This is a genomic window from Thermomonas flagellata, assembly GCF_022419185.1.
In the GTDB taxonomy this organism is placed as follows: domain Bacteria; phylum Pseudomonadota; class Gammaproteobacteria; order Xanthomonadales; family Xanthomonadaceae; genus Thermomonas; species Thermomonas flagellata.
In genome coordinates this window covers 220,857-238,517 of the sequence record NZ_JAJOZK010000001.1, presented here as the reverse complement: position 1 = coordinate 238,517, position 17,661 = coordinate 220,857, and the positions used below count along the sequence as shown (strand labels likewise).

At 72.6% G+C, this 17,661-nt stretch carries 16 protein-coding genes; 2 read left to right on the top strand and 14 right to left on the bottom strand.

From position 1 onward, the window contains the following. Positions 1–48: 48 nt before the first annotated feature. The 7 genes from atpG to ML340_RS01090 all read right to left on the bottom strand — a co-directional run bounded on the left by atpG (position 49) and on the right by ML340_RS01090 (position 5,271). Positions 49–912 (bottom strand): F0F1 ATP synthase subunit gamma, encoded by an 864-nt coding sequence (gene atpG / locus ML340_RS01120; RefSeq protein ID WP_240095788.1) that lies wholly within the window; start codon positions 910–912, stop codon positions 49–51. A gap of 54 nt (positions 913–966) precedes the next feature. Further along, the gene (atpA, locus tag ML340_RS01115; protein ID WP_240095786.1) at positions 967–2,517 is read right to left on the bottom strand and encodes a F0F1 ATP synthase subunit alpha; all 1,551 of its coding nucleotides are present in this window, start codon (positions 2,515–2,517) and stop codon (positions 967–969) included. Positions 2,518–2,575: 58 nt separating this feature from the next. Beyond that, on the bottom strand, positions 2,576–3,103 hold the full coding sequence (locus tag ML340_RS01110; protein ID WP_240095784.1) for a F0F1 ATP synthase subunit delta: 528 nt from the start codon (positions 3,101–3,103) through the stop codon (positions 2,576–2,578). Positions 3,104–3,113: 10 nt separating this feature from the next. Beyond that, positions 3,114–3,587: a F0F1 ATP synthase subunit B gene (locus ML340_RS01105; protein ID WP_240095782.1), complete on the bottom strand. Its 474-nt coding sequence runs from the start codon at positions 3,585–3,587 to the stop codon at positions 3,114–3,116. Between the two features lie 92 nt (positions 3,588–3,679). Beyond that, entirely contained in the window at positions 3,680–3,958 is a 279-nt protein-coding gene (gene atpE / locus ML340_RS01100) for a F0F1 ATP synthase subunit C (protein ID WP_240095780.1), read from the bottom strand. A gap of 66 nt (positions 3,959–4,024) precedes the next feature. After that, positions 4,025–4,867 carry a F0F1 ATP synthase subunit A gene (gene atpB / locus ML340_RS01095; protein WP_240096221.1) on the bottom strand — a complete coding sequence of 281 codons (843 nt, stop codon included), beginning with the start codon at positions 4,865–4,867 and terminating at the stop codon, positions 4,025–4,027. Positions 4,868–4,878: 11 nt separating this feature from the next. Further along, positions 4,879–5,271 (bottom strand): hypothetical protein, encoded by a 393-nt coding sequence (locus ML340_RS01090; protein WP_240095778.1) that lies wholly within the window; start codon positions 5,269–5,271, stop codon positions 4,879–4,881. A gap of 354 nt (positions 5,272–5,625) precedes the next feature. Here ML340_RS01090 and ML340_RS01085 point away from each other — a divergent pair, with 354 nt between their 5' ends. Further along, on the top strand, positions 5,626–5,826 hold the full coding sequence (locus ML340_RS01085; RefSeq protein WP_240095776.1) for a DUF2061 domain-containing protein: 201 nt from the start codon (positions 5,626–5,628) through the stop codon (positions 5,824–5,826). A gap of 13 nt (positions 5,827–5,839) precedes the next feature. On the opposite strand, the gene lpdA is transcribed toward ML340_RS01085, so the two are convergent. The 5 genes from lpdA to xerD all read right to left on the bottom strand — a co-directional run bounded on the left by lpdA (position 5,840) and on the right by xerD (position 14,891). Beyond that, entirely contained in the window at positions 5,840–7,627 is a 1,788-nt protein-coding gene (gene lpdA / locus ML340_RS01080; RefSeq protein ID WP_240095774.1) for a dihydrolipoyl dehydrogenase, read from the bottom strand. A gap of 16 nt (positions 7,628–7,643) precedes the next feature. Beyond that, complete coding sequence (aceF, locus tag ML340_RS01075; protein WP_240095773.1) at positions 7,644–8,981, bottom strand: dihydrolipoyllysine-residue acetyltransferase; 1,338 nt, start codon at positions 8,979–8,981, stop codon at positions 7,644–7,646. 106 nt (positions 8,982–9,087) lie between these two features. Further along, a complete protein-coding gene (gene purL, locus ML340_RS01070; RefSeq protein WP_240095771.1) occupies positions 9,088–12,963 on the bottom strand; it encodes a phosphoribosylformylglycinamidine synthase in 3,876 nt (1,291 codons plus the stop codon). Positions 12,964–13,057: 94 nt separating this feature from the next. Next, the gene (locus ML340_RS01065; RefSeq protein WP_240095769.1) at positions 13,058–13,867 is read right to left on the bottom strand and encodes a DsbC family protein; all 810 of its coding nucleotides are present in this window, start codon (positions 13,865–13,867) and stop codon (positions 13,058–13,060) included. A 76-nt stretch (positions 13,868–13,943) separates the two neighbouring features. Then, complete coding sequence (xerD, locus tag ML340_RS01060) at positions 13,944–14,891, bottom strand: site-specific tyrosine recombinase XerD (protein ID WP_240095767.1); 948 nt, start codon at positions 14,889–14,891, stop codon at positions 13,944–13,946. Positions 14,892–14,923: 32 nt separating this feature from the next. Between xerD and ML340_RS01055 the strand changes: the two genes are divergently transcribed. Next, a complete protein-coding gene (locus ML340_RS01055; protein WP_240095765.1) occupies positions 14,924–15,370 on the top strand; it encodes an RDD family protein in 447 nt (148 codons plus the stop codon). Positions 15,371–15,379: 9 nt separating this feature from the next. Here ML340_RS01055 and lptG read toward each other — a convergent pair whose 3' ends face one another. Together lptG and lptF are read right to left on the bottom strand one after the other, a co-directional pair. Then, positions 15,380–16,477 (bottom strand): LPS export ABC transporter permease LptG, encoded by a 1,098-nt coding sequence (gene lptG / locus ML340_RS01050; protein ID WP_240095763.1) that lies wholly within the window; start codon positions 16,475–16,477, stop codon positions 15,380–15,382. Next, positions 16,474–17,553: an LPS export ABC transporter permease LptF gene (lptF, locus tag ML340_RS01045; RefSeq protein ID WP_240095760.1), complete on the bottom strand. Its 1,080-nt coding sequence runs from the start codon at positions 17,551–17,553 to the stop codon at positions 16,474–16,476. The genes lptG and lptF overlap by 4 nt, the downstream gene beginning before the upstream one ends. Between the last annotated feature and the right edge of the window lie 108 nt (positions 17,554–17,661).

Sequence of the window (17,661 nt, the reverse complement as noted above, 5' to 3'; positions counted from 1 at the left end):
CCTAGCCTCTTGGTAACGCTGTGTCTATGATCGAGCGTCGCGTGCGGGTCAGACCGCGGCCGCGCCGCCCACGATTTCGGAGATTTCCTGGGTGATCGCCGCCTGCCGCGCCTTGTTGTAGACGAGGTTGAGGGTGCCGATCAGCTTGGTGGCGTTGTCGCTGGCGGCCTTCATCGCGACCATGCGCGCGGCGTGCTCGGAGGCGACGTTCTCCAGCACCGCCTGGTAGACCAGCGACTCCACGTAGCGGTTGAGCACGTGGTCGAGCACGGTCTCGGCGTCCGGCTCGTAGATGTAGTCCCAGTCGTGGCGCGCCAGCGGGCTGTCCGCCGCCGGCAGCGGCAGCAGCTGCTCGAAGGTGGCGCGCTGGGTCATGGTGTTGACGAAGTCGTTGTAGGCGAGGAACACCTTGTCGACCGCGCCGGTGGTGTAGGCGTCCACCATCGTCTTGATCACGCCGACCAGCTGCTCCAGCCGCGGGGCGTCGCCGAGATGGGTGACCGAGGCCAGCATCCCGACCTTGATCCGGCGGAAGAACACCGAGGCCTTCTGGCCGATGGTGACCACGTCCACCTCGATGCCCTGCTGCTGCAGGGCGCGGAACTCGGCCAGCAGCTTGCGGAACATGTTGTTGTTGAGGCCGCCGGCGAGGCCGCGGTCGGAGGACACGATCACGTAGCCGACCCGGCGCACCTGCGCGCGCTCGACCAGGAACGGATGGCGGTACTCCGAGTGCGCCTGCGCCAGGTGCCCGATCAGCTGCTTCATCGCCCGCGCGTACGGACGCGAGGCCTTCATCCGGTCCTGCGCCTTGCGGATCTTGGAGGCCGAGACCATCTCCAGCGCGCGGGTCACCTTGCGGGTGTTCTGCACGCTCTTGATCTTCGTCTTGATTTCGCGTCCGCCTGCCATGCTCGTCTCGTCGTGGTGGTCCGGCGGCGCGGGGGCCCCGCGCCGCGGCTGCGCTTACCAGCTGCCGGTGGCCTTGAAGTCCTCGATCCCGCGCTTGAACGCGGCCTCGATCTCGTCGTTCCAGTCGCCGCTGGCGTCGATCTTCTGCATCAGCTCGGCGGCGGTATTGGCGAAGTGCGCCTGCAGCCCGGCCTCGAACGCCAGCACCTTGCCTACCGGCACGTCGTCCAGGTAGCCCTTGTCCACCGCGTAGATCGACAGCGCCTGCTGCGCCACCGACATCGGCGCGTACTGCTTCTGCTTCATCAGCTCGGTCACGCGCTGGCCGCGCTCGAGCTGCTTGCGGGTGGCGTCGTCGAGGTCGGAGGCGAACTGCGCGAACGCCGCCAGCTCGCGGTACTGCGCCAGCGCGATGCGGATGCCGCCGGACAGCTTCTTCATGATCTTGGTCTGCGCCGCGCCGCCCACGCGCGACACCGAGATGCCGGCGTTCACCGCCGGGCGGATGCCGGCGTTGAACAGGTCGGTCTCCAGGAAGATCTGGCCGTCGGTGATCGAGATCACGTTGGTCGGCACGAACGCGGACACGTCGCCGGCCTGGGTCTCGATGATCGGCAGCGCGGTCAGCGAGCCGGTCTTGCCCTTCACCGCGCCATTCGTGAACTTCTCGACGTAGTCCTCGGACACCCGCGCGGCGCGCTCCAGCAGGCGGCTGTGCAGGTAGAACACGTCGCCCGGGTAGGCCTCGCGGCCCGGCGGGCGGCGCAGCAGCAGCGAGATCTGGCGGTAGGCCACGGCCTGCTTGGACAGGTCGTCGTAGATGATCAGCGCGTCCTCGCCGCGGTCGCGGAAGTACTCGCCCATGGCACAGCCGGCGTAGGCGCTGATGTACTGCATCGCGGCCGACTCCGAGGCGGAGGCGGCGACCACGGTGGTGTACTCCATCGCGCCGTACTGCTCCAGCTTGCGCACGATGTTGGCGATGGTCGAGTTCTTCTGCCCGATCGCCACGTAGATGCACTTAATGCCGGAGTGCTTCTGGTTGATGATGGTGTCCACCGCGAGCGCGGTCTTGCCGGTCTGGCGGTCGCCGATGATCAGCTCGCGCTGGCCGCGGCCGATCGGGATCATGCTGTCGACCGCCTTGTAGCCGGTCTGCACCGGCTGGCTGACCGACTTGCGCCAGATCACGCCGGGGGCGATGGTCTCCACCGGGGAGCGGGTCTTGGCGTCGATCGGGCCCTTGCCGTCGATCGGCTCGCCGAGGGCGTTCACCACCCGGCCGAGCAGCTCGGGGCCGGTCGGCACCGACAGGATCTGGCCGGTGGTCTTGGCGATGTCGCCCTCGCGCAGGTGCTCGTAGTCGCCCAGCACCACCGCGCCGACCGAATCGCGCTCCAGGTTGAGCGCCAGGGCGTAGGTGTTGCCCGGCAGCTCGACCATCTCGCCCTGCATCACCTCGGCCAGCCCGTGGATGCGCACGATGCCGTCCGAGACCGAGGTCACGGTGCCTTCGTTGCGCGCCTCGGCGCCGAGCTTGACCTTCTCGATGCGGGCCTTGATCAGTTCGCTGATTTCGGACGGGTTGAGCGTGGAAGTGGCCATCTTGGGTTCCTTGGTGCCGGCCGCGGGCCGGCGCGAGTTCTGGATGCGTGCGAGAGGATCAGTGGGTCAGCGCCGCCTGCAGCCGCGCCAGCTTGCCCTTGACCGTGCCGTCGATCACCACGTCGCCGGCGTCGATCAGCGCGCCGCCGATCAGCTCCGGATCGACCGCGGCCTCGATCTCGACCTCGCGGCCGAGGCGGCGCCGCAGCGCGGCGCGCAGGGTCTCCAGCTCGGCCGCCGGCAGGGCGACGGCGGAGGTGACCTTGGCCACCACGGTGCGCTCGGACTCGTGGCGCAGGGCGTCGTACATGCCGGCGATCTCCGGCAGCAGCGCCAGCCGGCGGTTGTCGAACAGCAGGGCGAGGAAATCGCGGAACGCCGGCGCGGCATCGTCCGGGGCCAGCAGCGCCACCGCCGCGTCGGCGGTCAACCGGGGATGCCCGAGCAGCCCGGCGACCTGCGGGTCGGCGGCGACGCGCGCGGCGAAGGCGAGCGCCTGCGACCACGCGGGCAGCGCGCTGGCGTCGCGCGCGATCGCGAACGCGGCGCGGGCGTAGGGGCGGGCGAGGGTCGCGGCCTGGCTCATGCGGCGGCCCTCAGAGCTGGGCCGCCAGCTCGTCGATCAGCGCCTTCTGGTCGGCGGCGTTGATCTCGCGCTTGATCACCCGTTCCGCGCCGGTGACCGCCAGCGCGGCGACCTGCTGGCGCAGTTCCTCCTTGGCGCGGTTGGCGGCGGCTTCGATCTCGGCCTGCGCCTGCGCCTTCAGGCGCGCGGCCTCGGCCAGCGCCTCGCCCTTGGCGGCATCGATCAGCTGGTTGGCGCGCTGGTGGGCCTGCTCGATGATCTCGTTGGCGCGCGCGCGCGCGGCCTTCAGCTCCTCGGCGGCCTTGTCCTGCGCCTGCGCCAGGTCCCGCTGCGCGTGGTCGGCCGCGGCCAGGCCCTCGGCGATCTTGCGCTGGCGCTCCTCGATCGCCTGCATCAGCGGCGGCCAGATGAACTTGACGGTGAACCAGATGAGGATCGCGAACGAGATCATCTGGCCGAGGAATGTCATCAGTGACGGGTTCATGTCTTACCTGCGTCTGGCATGTCGGACGTGCCGGTGCGCCCGCGCGGCGGGCAGGGCGCGCGCGGACCCGCCGCGCGCGCCGGACGGCGCGCTCAGGCGCCGGTGGCGGCCTGCACCGCGGCCAGCAGCGGGTTGGCGAACGCGAACATCATCGCCACGCCGACGCCGATCAGGAACGCCGCGTCGATCAGGCCGGCGAGCAGGAACATGCGGCCCTGCAGCATCGGCACCAGCTCCGGCTGGCGCGCGGCGGCCTCGAGGAACTTGCTGCCCATCACGCCGATGCCGAGGGCGGCGCCCAGCGCACCCAGGCCGACGATGATGCCGATGGCGACGGCGGTGAAAGCCTGGACGTTGGCGATGAATTCCATGGTGGATCTCCGGTGTTGGTACGAAACGGTGGTGAAGGATGGAACGGGGGAACGGGTCGCGCAGGCTCAGTGGTGCTCGTGCGCCATCGCCAGGTAGACGATGGTGAGCACCATGAAGATGAAGGCCTGCAGCAGGATGATCAGGATGTGGAAGATCGCCCACGCCGACTGGAACAGCACGCCCGGCACGAACGTCGCCCACGACATGAACAGCCCGGCGATCAGCATGAACACCAGCTCGCCGGCGTACATGTTGCCGAACAACCGCATGCCGAGGCTGACCGGCTTGGACAGGTACTCGACCAGGTTGAGGAACAGGTTCGGGATCGCCAGCACGACCTTGCCGAACGCGCCCTCGGCGTGGAACGGCGCGGTGAACAGCTCCTTGGTGAAGCCCCAGCCGCCCTTGGCCTTGATCGAGTAGAAGATGACCAGCAGGAACACGGTCACCGACAGCGCGAAGGTGGTGTTGACGTCGGCGGTCGGCACCACGCGCAGGTAGGTGTGGTGCGCCGCCTCGGGCCCGGCGACCGCGGTGATGACCGCGCTCGGCAGGTCGAGCGGGAGCAGGTCCATCGCGTTCATGAAGGCGACCCAGACGAAGATCGTCAGCGCCAGCGGGGCGATGAAGCGGCGGTCGCCGTGGAAGGTGTCCTTGACCTGGGCGTCGACGAACTCGACCACCAGTTCGACGAAGGCCTGGGCCTTGCCCGGCACGCCGGAGGTGGCCTTGCGCGCCTGCGTCCACAACAGGAAGCAGGCCAGCAGGCCCAGGACCAGCGCGATCAGCCACGAGTCCAGGTGCAGGGTGCCGCCGAACGGCAGTTGCCAGGTGTGGTGGGTCAGGTGGTGGACGATATAGCCGGTCAGGCCACCGCCGCCTTCGCCACCTTCGGGCGCCCGCCCCATTGCTTCCAGGATCACGCGATCGTCCTCGTCCTGCTGCCTTGCATCACGAACTTCATGGAACCGAGCATGGCCGCCGCGGCCACCGCCGCCCCGGCCAGCGCCGGCACCGCCGGCAACCGCCACACCGCCATCGCCAGCCACAGCCCGATAGCGACCACCGCCCACTTGAGCGCCACGCTCGCCAGCAGCCGCAGCAGCGCCGCACCGGCGCCCTGCACGCCGCCCCCGAAGGCGACCCCCGCCGCCAGCAGGCCGCCGGCGAGCATCGCTCCACCGCCGGCGAGCACCGCGAGCGCGTCGCGCACCCCCAGCAGGAGACACCCGGCCGCGGTCGCCAGCACGGCGACGGCCTGCACGGCCATCACCCGCAGCGCCTGCCGCCGGCCCGCTGCAGCGGTGTTCAACACGTGGGAAACCCCGATGTCATCGGCAATGACGGCGCTGGGCGGTGAACCGCCCAGCCGGGGAAGTATAGCAGCCGTGAATTCCGAGCGACAACCGCCGGCGGCATCCACTTGGCGGGCCCGCCGCCGGCGCGGCCATCCGCCAATGGGCTGCCGTCGGTGCGTCGACGGCCTTCCGCCGCGCGGTCCGGCGCGCTGCCCAGGCACGCTGCGCCGCACGCCCGGCCGCCGGGCGCGACGCTATCAATAGAAACCATCTATCGATCGAATCCCGAGATTGGATTGGACATGTCGATCCCTGTCCGCGCAGGATGCAAACGACTCGCATTGCCTGCCGCAGGGGAGCCTGCCGCCATGAGCAAGACCCTGAGTTTCGCCGTCCTGCATTTCAGCGTGGCCTTCACGGTCGGCTGGCTGCTGACCGGCAACTGGCTGGTCGGCGGCGTGATCGCGCTGGTCGAACCCGCTTGCAATACCGTGGTGTTCCACTTCCACGAGAAGGTGTGGAAGCGGATCGAGGCGCGCCGTCAGCGCCGCGGCCTGCTGGCGACCTGAGCGCGCCGGCGGCTCACGCCTTCTTCTTCGGCAGGTACAGGTCGGTGATGGTGCCGTCGAACACTTCCGCCGCCATCCCCACCGACTCGCTGAGGGTCGGGTGCGGATGGATGGTGTGGCCGATGTCCGCGACCTCGCAGCCCATCTCGATCGCCAGCGCGATCTCGGCGATCAGCTCGCCCGCGTGCACGCCCACGATCCCGCCGCCGATCACGCGATGGGTGGCTTCGTCGAACACCAGCTTGGTGAAGCCTTCGGTGCGCCCCAGTCCGATCGCGCGGCCCGAGGCCGCCCACGGGAACTTGCCCACGCCGACCTTCAGCCCCTTGGCCCTGGCTTCGGTCTCGGTGACACCGACCCAAGCGATCTCCGGATCGGTATAGGCCACGCTCGGGATCACCCGCGCCACCCACTCCTTCTTTTCGCCGGCGGCGACTTCGGCTGCCAGCTTGCCCTCGTGGGTGGCCTTGTGCGCCAGCATCGGCTGCCCGACCAGGTCGCCGATGGCGAAGATGTGCGGCACGTTCGTGCGCATCTGCGCATCCACCGGGATCAGCCCGCGCTCGCCGACGCGCACGCCGGCCTTCTCGGCCCCGAGCTTGCCACCGTTGGCACTGCGCCCCACCGCCACCAGCACGCGATCGAACAGCTTAGCCTCCGGGATGGATTCGCCCTCGAACGTGCAGGCGATCCCGTTCTTCTGCGCCTTCGCCTCGACCACCCGGGTCTTGAGGTGGATCGCCACGCCCTGCTGCTTCAGGCGGTCGGCCAGCGGCTTGACCAGATCGGCGTCCGCGCCGGGGATCAGCTGCGGCATGAACTCGACCACGGTCACCTCGGCGCCCAGCGCGCGATAGACGGTGGCCATCTCCAGCCCGATGATGCCGCCGCCGACCACCAGCAGCCGCTTCGGCACCTCGGCCAGCTGCAGCGCATCGGTGGAATCCATGATGCGCGGATCGCCCCACGGGAACCCCGGCAGCTTCACCGGCTGGCTGCCGGCGGCGATGATGCACTGGCCGAAGCGCAGCAGCTGGACGCTGCCGTCCGCCGCGGCGATCTCCAGCTCGTTCGCGGAGACGAACGTCGCCACGCCCTGCACCACCCGCACCTTGCGCTGCTTGGCCATGCCGGCCAGGCCGCGGGTGAGCTGGCCGACCACCTTGTCCTTGTAGGCACGCAGCTTGTCGAGGTGGATCCTCGGCTTGCCGAACTCCACGCCGTAGTCGCCGGCATGCGCGGCCTGCGCGATCACGTCGGCGGCATGCAGCAGCGCCTTGGAGGGAATGCAGCCGACGTTGAGGCAGACGCCGCCGAGGGTGGCGTGGCGCTCGACCAGTACGGTGTCGAGCCCGAGATCGGCGGCGCGGAAGGCCGCAGTATAGCCACCGGGGCCGGCGCCGATCACCACCAGCGCGCACGCGATATCGGCCTGGCGGCCCGAGGCCGGGGCGGCCTGCGGGGCGGACGCCATCGGCTCCGCCTTCGCCGCCGATGCGGCGGCCGCCGGCGCCTCGGTCTTCGCCGCGGCGGGGGTTGCCGCCTGCACGTCACCGCCACCTGCCGCAGCCTCGATGATCGCGATCACGCTGCCTTCCGACACGGTATCGCCCAGCTTCACCTTCAGCGCCTTGATGACGCCGTCGGCGGCCGCCGGCACTTCCATGGTCGCCTTGTCGGATTCCAGCGTGACCAGGCCCTGGTCCTTCTTCACGCTGTCGCCCACCGCCACCAGCAGCTCGATCACCGGCACGTCGCGGTGGCCGCCGATGTCGGGCACCTTGCTTTCGATCTGCGCCATGCGCCTTCTCCGTCGGTCAGAGCATGGCCCGACGCAGGTCGGCCAGCAGGTGTGCCAGGTAGCTGGTGAAGCGCGCCGCGGCGGCGCCGTCGATCACGCGGTGGTCGTAGCTCAGCGACAGCGGCAGCATCAGCCGCGGCTGGAACTGCTGGCCGTCCCACACTGGGCGGATCTCCGACTTGGAGACCCCGAGGATGGCCACCTCCGGCGCGTTGATGATCGGGGTGAACGCGGTGCCGCCGATCCCGCCCAGCGAACTGATGGTGAAGCAGCCGCCCTGCATCTGCTCGGGCTTGAGTTTGCCCTCGCGCGCCAACGCGGCCAGTTCTCCCATTTCCTGCGCGATCTGCAGCACGCCCTTCTGGTCGGCATCGCGCAGCACCGGGACCACCAGCCCGTTCGGGGTGTCGGCGGCGAAGCCGATATGGAAGTACTGCTTGAGGACGAGGGTGTCGCCCTCCAGCGAGGCGTTGAAGGTCGGGAACTTCTTCAGCGCCGCGACGCAGGCCTTGATCAGGAAGGCCAGCAGGGTGAGCTTGCCGGCCTTGCCCGCCGCGATGGCCTTGGCGTTCTCCTCGTTGAGCGCGACCCGCAGCGCCTCCAGCTCGGTGATGTCGGCGGCGTCGTGCTGGGTGACGTGCGGGATCATCGCCCAGTTGCGCGCGAGGTTGGCGCCGGAAATCTTCTGGATGCGCGACAGCGGCCGGGTCTGGATCGGGCCGAACTTGGCGAAATCCACCTTCGGCCACGGGAGCAGGTTGAGTCCGCCGCCTGCCGCCTCGGCCGCGGGCGCACCGCCGCCGGCCAGCGCCGCCTTCACGAAGGCCTGCACGTCCTCGCGCAGGATGCGCCCGCGCGGGCCGCTGCCGCGCACCCGGGCCAGATCCACCCCCAGCTCGCGCGCGAACAGGCGCACCGCCGGGCTGGCGTAGGGCACTTTCTCGGGCAGCACCGCCTCGGCCTCGAACCGCACCGGCGGCAGGCCGGCGCCCATCGGGGCCGATACCGCCGGCGCGGCAGGGGCAGGCGCAGGGGCGGGAGCGGCGGCGGGCGGGGGCGCCGGCGTCGGTGCGGGCGCCGGTGCGGGCGTCGGGGCCGCGGCCGGCGCGGCCGCCTCGGCCTCGATCAGCGCGACCAGGCTGCCAGCGCTGACGGTGTCGCCCAGTTGCACCTTCAGCTCGCGCACCACCCCGGCCACCGGGGCCGGCACCTCCATGGTGGCCTTGTCCGATTCCAGCGTGACCAGGCCGGCATCGCGCGCCACGCGCGCGCCGGGCTGCACCAGCAGTTCGATCACCGGCACGTCGTGGTGGCCGCCGATGTCGGGGACGCGTGCTTCGATCAACTCGGCCATGCGGGTCTTCCGGTGCCTGCGGAAGCCCTATTGTGGACGCATCGGGCGCGCGCGCACAGACCCGCGCACGGGGCATCCTGGTTCTACCCGGACGATTCCAGGCGACTCACCCCACCCATGCCCGCGCATTGCGGAACAGGCGCAGCCAGGGCGAGTCCTCCGGCCAGTCGGGCGGGGCCCAACTGAAATTGACCCGGCGCAGGGTGCGCTCCGGGTGCGGCATCAGCAGGGTCACGCGGCCGTCGCGGCTGGTGACCCCGGCGATGCCGTCGGGCGAGCCGTTCGGATTGGCCGGATAGGCCTCCGCGACCCGGCCGCCCTCCACGTAGCGCGCGGCCACGTCGACCGCGGCCTGGTCGATCGCGTCCGCGAACACCGCGCGGCCCTCGCCGTGCGCGACCGCGACCGGGATCCGCGCGCCCTGCATCCCGCGCAGCAGCACCGAGGGCGAGGACGCCACCTCCAGCAGCGCCAGGCGCGCTTCGTACTGCTCGCTCAGGTTGCGCCGGAAGGTGGGCCAGTGCTCGGCGCCGGGGATCAGCCCGCGCAGCTGCGCCAGCATCTGGCAGCCGTTGCAGATGCCGAGCGCGAAGCGGTCCTCGCGCGCGAAGAACGCGGCGAACATCGCGCGCAGCGCCGGCCGCTCCAGGATCGAGGTCGCCCAGCCGCGCCCGGCGCCGAGCACGTCGCCGTAGCTGAAGCCGCCGCAGGCGGCGAGGCCGTGGAACTCGGCGAGGTCGCGGCGGCCGGCGATCAGGTCGCTCATGTGCACGTCGTGGGCGTCGAACCCGGCGCGGTCGAACGCCCAGGCCATCTCGACCTGGCTGTTGACGCCCTGCTCGCGCAGGATCGCCACCTTCGGCCGCGCGCCGGTGGCGATGTACGGCGCGGCGACGTCCTCGGCCGGGTCGAAGGTCAGCCGCGGCTGCAGGCCCGGGGCGTCGAACCGGCGTGCGGCTTCGCGCTCGGCATCGGCGCAGGCGGGGTTGTCGCGCAGGCGCTGCATGGCGTGGGTCACCGACCACCAGGCGTCGAACAGCTCCTCCCAGCGCCACTGCGCCAGCTCCACGTCGCCGTCCAGCACCCGCACCAAGGGCGCAGTGGTCGGGGTCGCGATCCGCTGCGCGCATTCGACCAGGCCGTGGCGCGCGATGAGGTCGGCGAAGGTCGCGCGCTCCTCCGCGGCGACCTGCACGATCACGCCCAGTTCCTCGCTGAACAGGGTGCGCAGCACGTCCTCGTGGCGGCCGTCGCCCCAGCCGTCGAGCTGGATGTCGAGCCCGACCCGGGAGGCGAACGCCATCTCGCACAGGGCCGCGAACGCGCCGCCGTCGGAACGGTCGTGGTAGGCCAGCAGCAGGCCCTCGGCGCGCGCCGCGCGCACCAGCTCGAACAATGCGCGCAGCCGCTGCGGGTCGTCGAGGTCGGGCACCTCCCCGGCGAACGCCGGCAGCGCGCCGGCGCCGGGGTGGCACTGCGCCAGGATCGAGCCGCCCAGCCGCTGGCGGCCGGCGCCGAGGCCGATCAGCCACAGGTCGGACTCGCCCTCGCGCCGCAGCAGCGGGGTGAGCTGGCCGCGCACGTCCGCGACCGGCGCGAACGCCGACACCACCAGCGACACCGGCGCCACCGTCTTGTGGGTGGCGTCGGCCTGGGTCCACTGCGCCTGCATCGACAGCGAGTCCTTGCCGACCGGGATCGCCAGCTCCAGCGCCGGGCACAGCGCCATCCCGACCGCGCGCACCGCGTCGTACAGGCGCGCGTCCTCGCCGGGATGGCCGGCGGCCGCCATCCAGTTGGCGGACAGCTTGATCCGGTCGAGCGCCTCCACCGGCGCCGCCATCAGGTTGGTGAGCGCCTCGCCGACCGCCATCCGCGCCGCCGCGGCGGCGTCCAGCAGCGCCAGCGGGGCGCGTTCGCCGATCGCCATCGCCTCGCCGGCATGGCCGTCGAAGCCGGCCAGGGTGATCGCGCAGTCGGCCACCGGCAGCTGCCACGGGCCGACCATCTGGTCGCGCGCGGTCAGGCCGCCGACGCTGCGGTCGCCGATCGTGACCAGGAAGGCCTTGGCCGCCACGCTCGGATGCGCCAGCACGCGCAGGCCGGCCTCGCGCAGGTCGAGGCCGGCGGTCTCCACCGCCGGCCAGCGCGGCGGCGGCGGGTGCAGGGCGTCGCGCTGCAGCTGCGGCGGCTTGCCGAACAGCAGGTCCATCGGCAGGTCGATCGCCGGCGGCTGGCCGGCATGGCCCACCCGCAGCTGCGGCTCGGCGGTGGCGGTGCCCACCACCGCGAACGGGCAGCGCTCGCGCGCGCACAGCGCGGCGAACTCCGCGACCCGCGCCTGCGGCAGGCCCAGCACGTAGCGCTCCTGCGCCTCGTTGCACCACAGCTGCAGCGGCGACAGCGCGGGGTCGTCGCTCGGGATCGCGCCGAGGTCGATCTGCCCGCCAAGCCCGGCATCGTGCAGCAGTTCGGGGATGGCGTTGGACAGCCCGCCGGCGCCGACGTCGTGGATCGCCAGGATCGGGTTGTCCTCGCCCAGCGCCACGCAGCGGTCGATCACCTCCTGCGCGCGCCGCTGCATCTCCGGGTTGTCGCGCTGGACCGAGGCGAAGTCGAGGTCTTCGCTGGACTGCCCGGAGGCAACCGAGCTGGCGGCGCCGCCGCCGAGGCCGATCAGCATCGCCGGCCCGCCCAGCACCACCACCGCATCGCCCGGCGCGAGCCGCCGCTTCTGCACCTGGCCGCGGTCGATCGCGCCGAGGCCGCCGGCGAGCATGATCGGCTTGTCGTAGCCGCGGGTGAGGCCCGCGGCCTCGTGCAGCTCGAAGCTGCGGAAATAGCCGGCCAGGTTGGGCCGCCCGAATTCGTTGTTGAACGCCGCCGCGCCCAGCGGGCCGTCGCGCATGATCTCGAACGCCGAGGCCATGCGCGGATTCAGCGGGCGCGCGGTTTCCCACGGCTGCGGCAGGCCGGGGATGCGCAGGTGCGAGACCGAGAAGCCGCACAGGCCCGCCTTCGGGCGGCCGCCGCGGCCGGTCGCGCCCTCGTCGCGGATCTCGCCGCCGGCGCCGGTGGAGGCGCCGGGGAACGGCGCGATCGCGGTCGGGTGGTTGTGGGTCTCGACCTTGATGCAGAACGCCGAGTCGGCCACCGGCTCGCGGCGGTAGCGGCCGCTCGCCGGGTCGGGGCGGAAGCGCGCGGCGGGATAGCCCTCCACCACCGCGGCGTTGTCGCTGTAGGCCGACAGCACGTGGGCCGGGGTGCGCGCGTGGGTGTTGCGGATCATCGCGAACAGGCTGGCCGGCTGCGCGCGCCCGTCGAGGGTCCAGCGGGCATTGAAGATCTTGTGCCGGCAGTGCTCGGAATTGGCCTGCGCGAACATCATCAGCTCGACATCGTGCGGATCGCGCCCGAGCGCGGCGTAGCGCGCGCGCAGGTAGGCGATCTCGTCCTCGGCCAGGGCCAGGCCCAGGCGCGCATTGGCCTCCTCCAGCCCCGCCAGCGGCACCACCTCCAGCGCACCCGCGGACGGCGCGGCGAACAGCGCGGCGCCGTCGGCCGCCTGCATCAACACCGACTGCGTCATCGGATCGTGCAGCGCGCGCAGCAGCGCCGCCTGCAGCGCCGGATCCGCGGGCCAGCCGGCCAGGTCCAGGCGCAGGCCGCGCTCCACCCGCGCCACCGGCAGGCCGGCCCCACGCAGCAGCTCGCCGGCCTTGCTGCCCCACGGCGAGCGGGTGCCAAGGCGCGGGGCGACGAAGCGCACGACCTCGCCCGGCGCGGGCGGGCCGGGCTCGGCGTCCGCCTCCAGCAGGCGCGCGAGGGTCGCGCGGTCGGGCGTGGCGCCCGGCTCGGGCAGGACCCAGTAGACGTGGCGGGCGGCGCGCAGCGCGACCGCGGGGGTGATGGCGGCCAGCTGCTGCTGCAGGCGGTCGCGCCGGAACGGCGACAGGGCGGCTTCGCCCTCGAGGACGATCATGTCCGCGGACGCAAGGAGGCGGGCCCGCTAGTGTAGCCGAGAGCGGCGGCAGCCCCGTGCCCGCCGCGGCCAGCCCGGCCGCGCCGACGCAGGCTCAGCCGCGGCCGGCGCCCTGCTTGAGCTGCTGCAGGCGCTGCAGCAGCACCGCCGGCGGCATGTAGCCGCCGAGCAGCTGGCCGTCCTCGGTCAGCACCATCGGGGTGCCGGTCAGGCCCATCTGCAGCCCGGCGCGGTACTCCATGTCCACCGGGGTCTTGCAGGTGCGCATCGGCACCGGGCGGTCGTTCTTGGCGTCGGTCAGGGCCTTGCGGCGGTCGTCGGCGCACCAGACCGCGACCATCTTGCGGTAGTCCTCGCTGCCGAGGCCGGCGCGCGGGAACGCCAGGTACTCAACCTGGATGCCGTTGGCCAGGTGCTGCGCGATCTCGCTGTGGAACTTGCGGCAATAGCCGCACTCGATGTCGGTCAGCACCACCACCCGGTGCTTCGGGGTGCCGGCCGGGGAGAACACGATGCGGTCGGCCATCGGGATGCCGGCCAGCACCTTGGCGCGCACGCTGCCCATGGCGTCCTCGGTGAGGTCGCGCCGGCGCGGGATGTCGAGCACGTTGCCCTGGATCAGGTACTTGCCGTCGTCGCTGACGTACACGACCTGGCCGCCGGCGATCACCTCGCGGAAGCCGGGGAACGGCGCCGGCCGCACGCTGTCCACCTGGATGCGGTCACTGAGCTGGCGCAGCACGGCACGCACGCGCGCCTCCACCTCGCCCTCGCCGGCCGGGGCGGGCGCCGCGGCCGGGGCGCTGACCGCGATCTTGGCGCCGCCTTGGGCCTGCGGGGCGGCCGGCTGCGCACAGGCGGCCAGGCTGAGGCTGGACAGGAGGACGAACGCGAGACGGCGCATGCAGGCTCCAAGGGGGCGGGCCGGGGGCGGCCCGGCGTGTGCGGAAGCGGCATTGTGGCATGCCCGCCGGCGGCGGTCAGCCGCGCGGGTGGTGGCGGGCGTGCAGCGCCTTGAGCTGCTCGCGCGCGATCAGGGTGTAGATCTGGGTGGTGGACAGCGAGCTGTGCCCGAGCAGCAGCTGCAGCGCGCGCAGGTCGGCGCCGCGGTTGAGCAGGTGGGTGGCGAAGCTGTGGCGCAACCCGTGCGGGCTGATCCGGGCCGGGTCGATCCCGGCCGCGGCGGCCTGGCGCTTGATGAGCGCCCACAACGCCTGGCGGGTGAGCGGCTGCCCGCGCGCATCCACGAACAGCGCCTGCGCCCGCGCCGGATCGCGCAGGCCAGCCAGCAGCGCCGGGCGCGCATGCGCCAGGTAGCGCTCCAGCCAGTGGCGCGCCTCCTCGCCGAGCGGCACCAGCCGCTCGCGCCCGCCCTTGCCCTGCACCCGCAGCACGCCCTGGCGCAGGTTGAGCGCGGTCGCCGGCAGCCCGACCAGCTCGCTCACCCGCAGCCCGCAGGCGTACATCAGCTCGAGCATGGCGCGCGTGCGCAGGCCGTCGATGCTGCCCGCGTCGGCCGCCTGCAGCAGGGCCTCGACCTGCGCCTCGGTCAGCGCGCGCGGCAGGCTGCGCGGCAGGCGCGGCGGCTGCAGCAGCGCGGTCGGGTCGTCCGCGCGCAGCCCGCGCCGGCGCAGGTCGGCGTAGAACGCGCGCAGGCTGGAGAGCAGGCGCGCGTTGCTGCGCGCGGCGTAGCCGGCGCGCGTACGCTGGGCCAGGAAGGCGTACAGGTCCTCGCGCTGCAGCCCACGCAGGCCCGGGCGGAAGCGCGCCAGCCCGGCGAGGTCGCGGCGGTAGGCGGCGAGCGAGGCCGCGGCCAGGCCATGCTCGGCCCAGACCGCGTCCAGGAAGGCCTCGATCGCGGCGGCATCCGCCTCCGCGAGCGGGGGCAGCTGGCGGGCGGCGCGGCGGCGGTCGGCGGGGGTGGCCATGCCGGCAAGGGTAGCGCCGCTATCCTGTCGCGATGATCTCCCCCACCCCGGCTCCGGCCACGGTCCCGCCCCCGCCGCTGCTCGGCTGGCGCCTGCTGGCGCTGGCCTACGACGCGCTGATCGCGCTCGGGCTGTGGTTTGTGGTCGCCGCCGGCTTCACCCTCGCGCATGGCGATGCGGTCCGCGGCGGCTGGCTGGGCCTGCTGGAACTGGTGGCGCTGTGGCTGGTCACCGGCGCCTACGCCACCCTGAGCTGGCGGCGCGGCGGCCAGACCATCGGCATGCGCGCGTGGCGGCTCGCGCTGCGCGGGCGCGACGGCGCCGCGCCCGGCTGGGGCCGCGCATGGGCGCGCTACGCGGTGGCCACGCTGTCGCTGCTGGCCGCCGGGCTGGGCTTCTGGTGGGCATGGATCGACCGCGAGCGCCGAACCTGGCACGACCGCGCCGGCCGCACCCGGGTCCTGCGCCTGCCGCGCTGAGCGCGCCGGCTACCCGGAGCGGCGGCGGAACAGGCCCCAGGAGATCGCCAGCATCAGCGCCGGCGGCACCGCATAGGCCAGGCGATAGTCGAAGTGGTAGATGCCCGCCAGCTGCACGCACATGCGCTGCAGCAGGTAGAAGCCGAGCGCGAACACGATGCCGAGGAACAGGCGCTTGCCGTAGCCGCCGCTGCGCAGGGTGCCGAACGCGAACGGGATCGCCGCCAGGCACAGCGCCAGTACGTTGAGCGGGTAGAACCAGCGCCCCCAATAGACCTCCTCGAACTCGGAGGCCTGCAGGCCGTTGCGCTTGCGGTACTCGATGCTGCGCGCCAGCTCGCGGCTGCCCATCGTGCGCGGGCGGGTCACGCTGGCCTCGAGCACGGTCTCGTCGAGGCTGGACTGCCAGCGCTCCTCCGCCACCCGGGTGCGCTGCACGGATTTCTCGCCGAAGGTGGTGCGCTCGACCCCGCGCAGCAGCCAGCCGCCGGGACGGTGCTCGGCGACCTCCACGTTGGCGACCGACTGCAGGCGGCCGTCCGCGGCGAACTGGAACAGGCGCACCCCGCGCAGCTCCAGCCAGCGGTCGTCGCCACGCTGGCGGGTCTGGCCGTCGCGCGCGTTGAGGAACATCCCGCCCTCGCGCGCCCACAGCCCGCTGTACTGGGCCACGACCAGGTTCGGGTTGCGCACGCTGCGGACCGCCTGGCTGCGCGCATCCCCCCACGGCGCCAGCGACTCGCCGTTGGCCACCATCAGCACCGTGAGCAGGGCCAGCGGGATCGCCACCGACACGCTCAGGCGCCGGCGCGACAACCCGAGCGCGCGCAGCGCGGTCAGCTCCGAGGTCGCCGCCAGCTGGCCCAGGCCGAGCAGGGCGCCGATCACCGCCGCGGTCGGGAACAGGTTGTAGGCGCGCCACGGCACCGACAGCAGGGTCGCCACCACCGCGTGGCTGGCAGTGTAGCTGCCCTTGCCGATGTTGCCGACGTCGCCGGCGAACGCCATCACTACGTCCAGCCCGAGCAGCACGCCCCACGCCCCGAGCACGGTCAGGCTGACCGTGCGCGCGATGTACTGGTCGTGCAGGGCGGGGCGCAGCCTCATCGCCGCCACCACGGGCGCGCCACGCGGCCGTCGCGCGCGTACAGCACCGCGCCCAGCGCCAGCATCGGCAGCAGCAGCCACCACAGGCCGAGCGCCGCCGGCATGCGCCCCTCGGCGATCCACTGGGTGCCGAGCATCATCAGGAACACCCCGACCATGTAGGCCAGGAACGCCAGCAGCATCGCCCCGTAGCGCGCCTGGCGCGGGGAGCTGCGCGCCAGCGGCACCGCCAGCAGCACGAACGCCAGGCTCAGGATCGGCGGCGCGATCCGCCAGTGCAGCTCGGCGCGCGCGGCGCGCGAGGCGTCCCTGAACAGGCGGGTGGTCGGCCAGAACGCCGGATCCTCGCTCGGGCGCTCCTCCGCGCCCGGCTGCAGCACGTTCTCGCTGCGCCGGTAGCGCATCAGGCGGTAGTCGAGGACGGCGCCGGCCAGCGGGCCCTCGACCCGGAAGCCGTCCTCGAGCGCCAGCACGCGCGCGCCGCGGTCGCGGTAGAGCTGGCCGCTGCGCGCGGTCACCACGTCCATCCGGCCGTCCCGCTCGCGGTACAGGAACACCCGCTGCAGGCGGGTGCCGTCCGGCGACAGCGCGTCGGCATAGGCGACGCTGCCGTTGCCGAGCACGCTGAAACGGCCCGGCTCCAGCCCGGCCGCCAGCAGGTTTCGGTTGGCCTCGGCGACCATCGCGCGCGCGGTGCGGTCGGCCAGCGGGCCCAGCCACAGCGAGGACAGCGCGATCACCGCCAGCACCGGCAGCGCGACCAGCAGCACCGGCCGCAGCAGCCGGCCCGGGCCGACCCCGACCGCGGTCAGCACGTACATCTCCGAATCCCGGTACAGCCGCCCCAGCGCCAGCAGCAGGCCGAGCAGCAGCGCAAGCGGCAGGATGATCGGCAAGTAGCGCACCATGCGCAGCCCCAGCTGCGACAGCAGCAGCGGCGGCGCCAGCTTGCCGCGCGCCATCTCGCCGATCAGGTCCGCCACCAGCCCGCCGAGGCTGACCATGCACAGCACGACCAGGGCCGCCAGCACGGCGCGCGCGATCTCACTGCTCAGGTAGCGGTCCAGCTTCGGCATCGGGCCCGGGTGGCTTAGAATCGGGGGTTTCCGCATCCACATGGCCGGGCGCGGCCGCGGCATTGTATGCGACCGCCCGCACCGCGCCCGCCGGCCGCGCGCCACCCT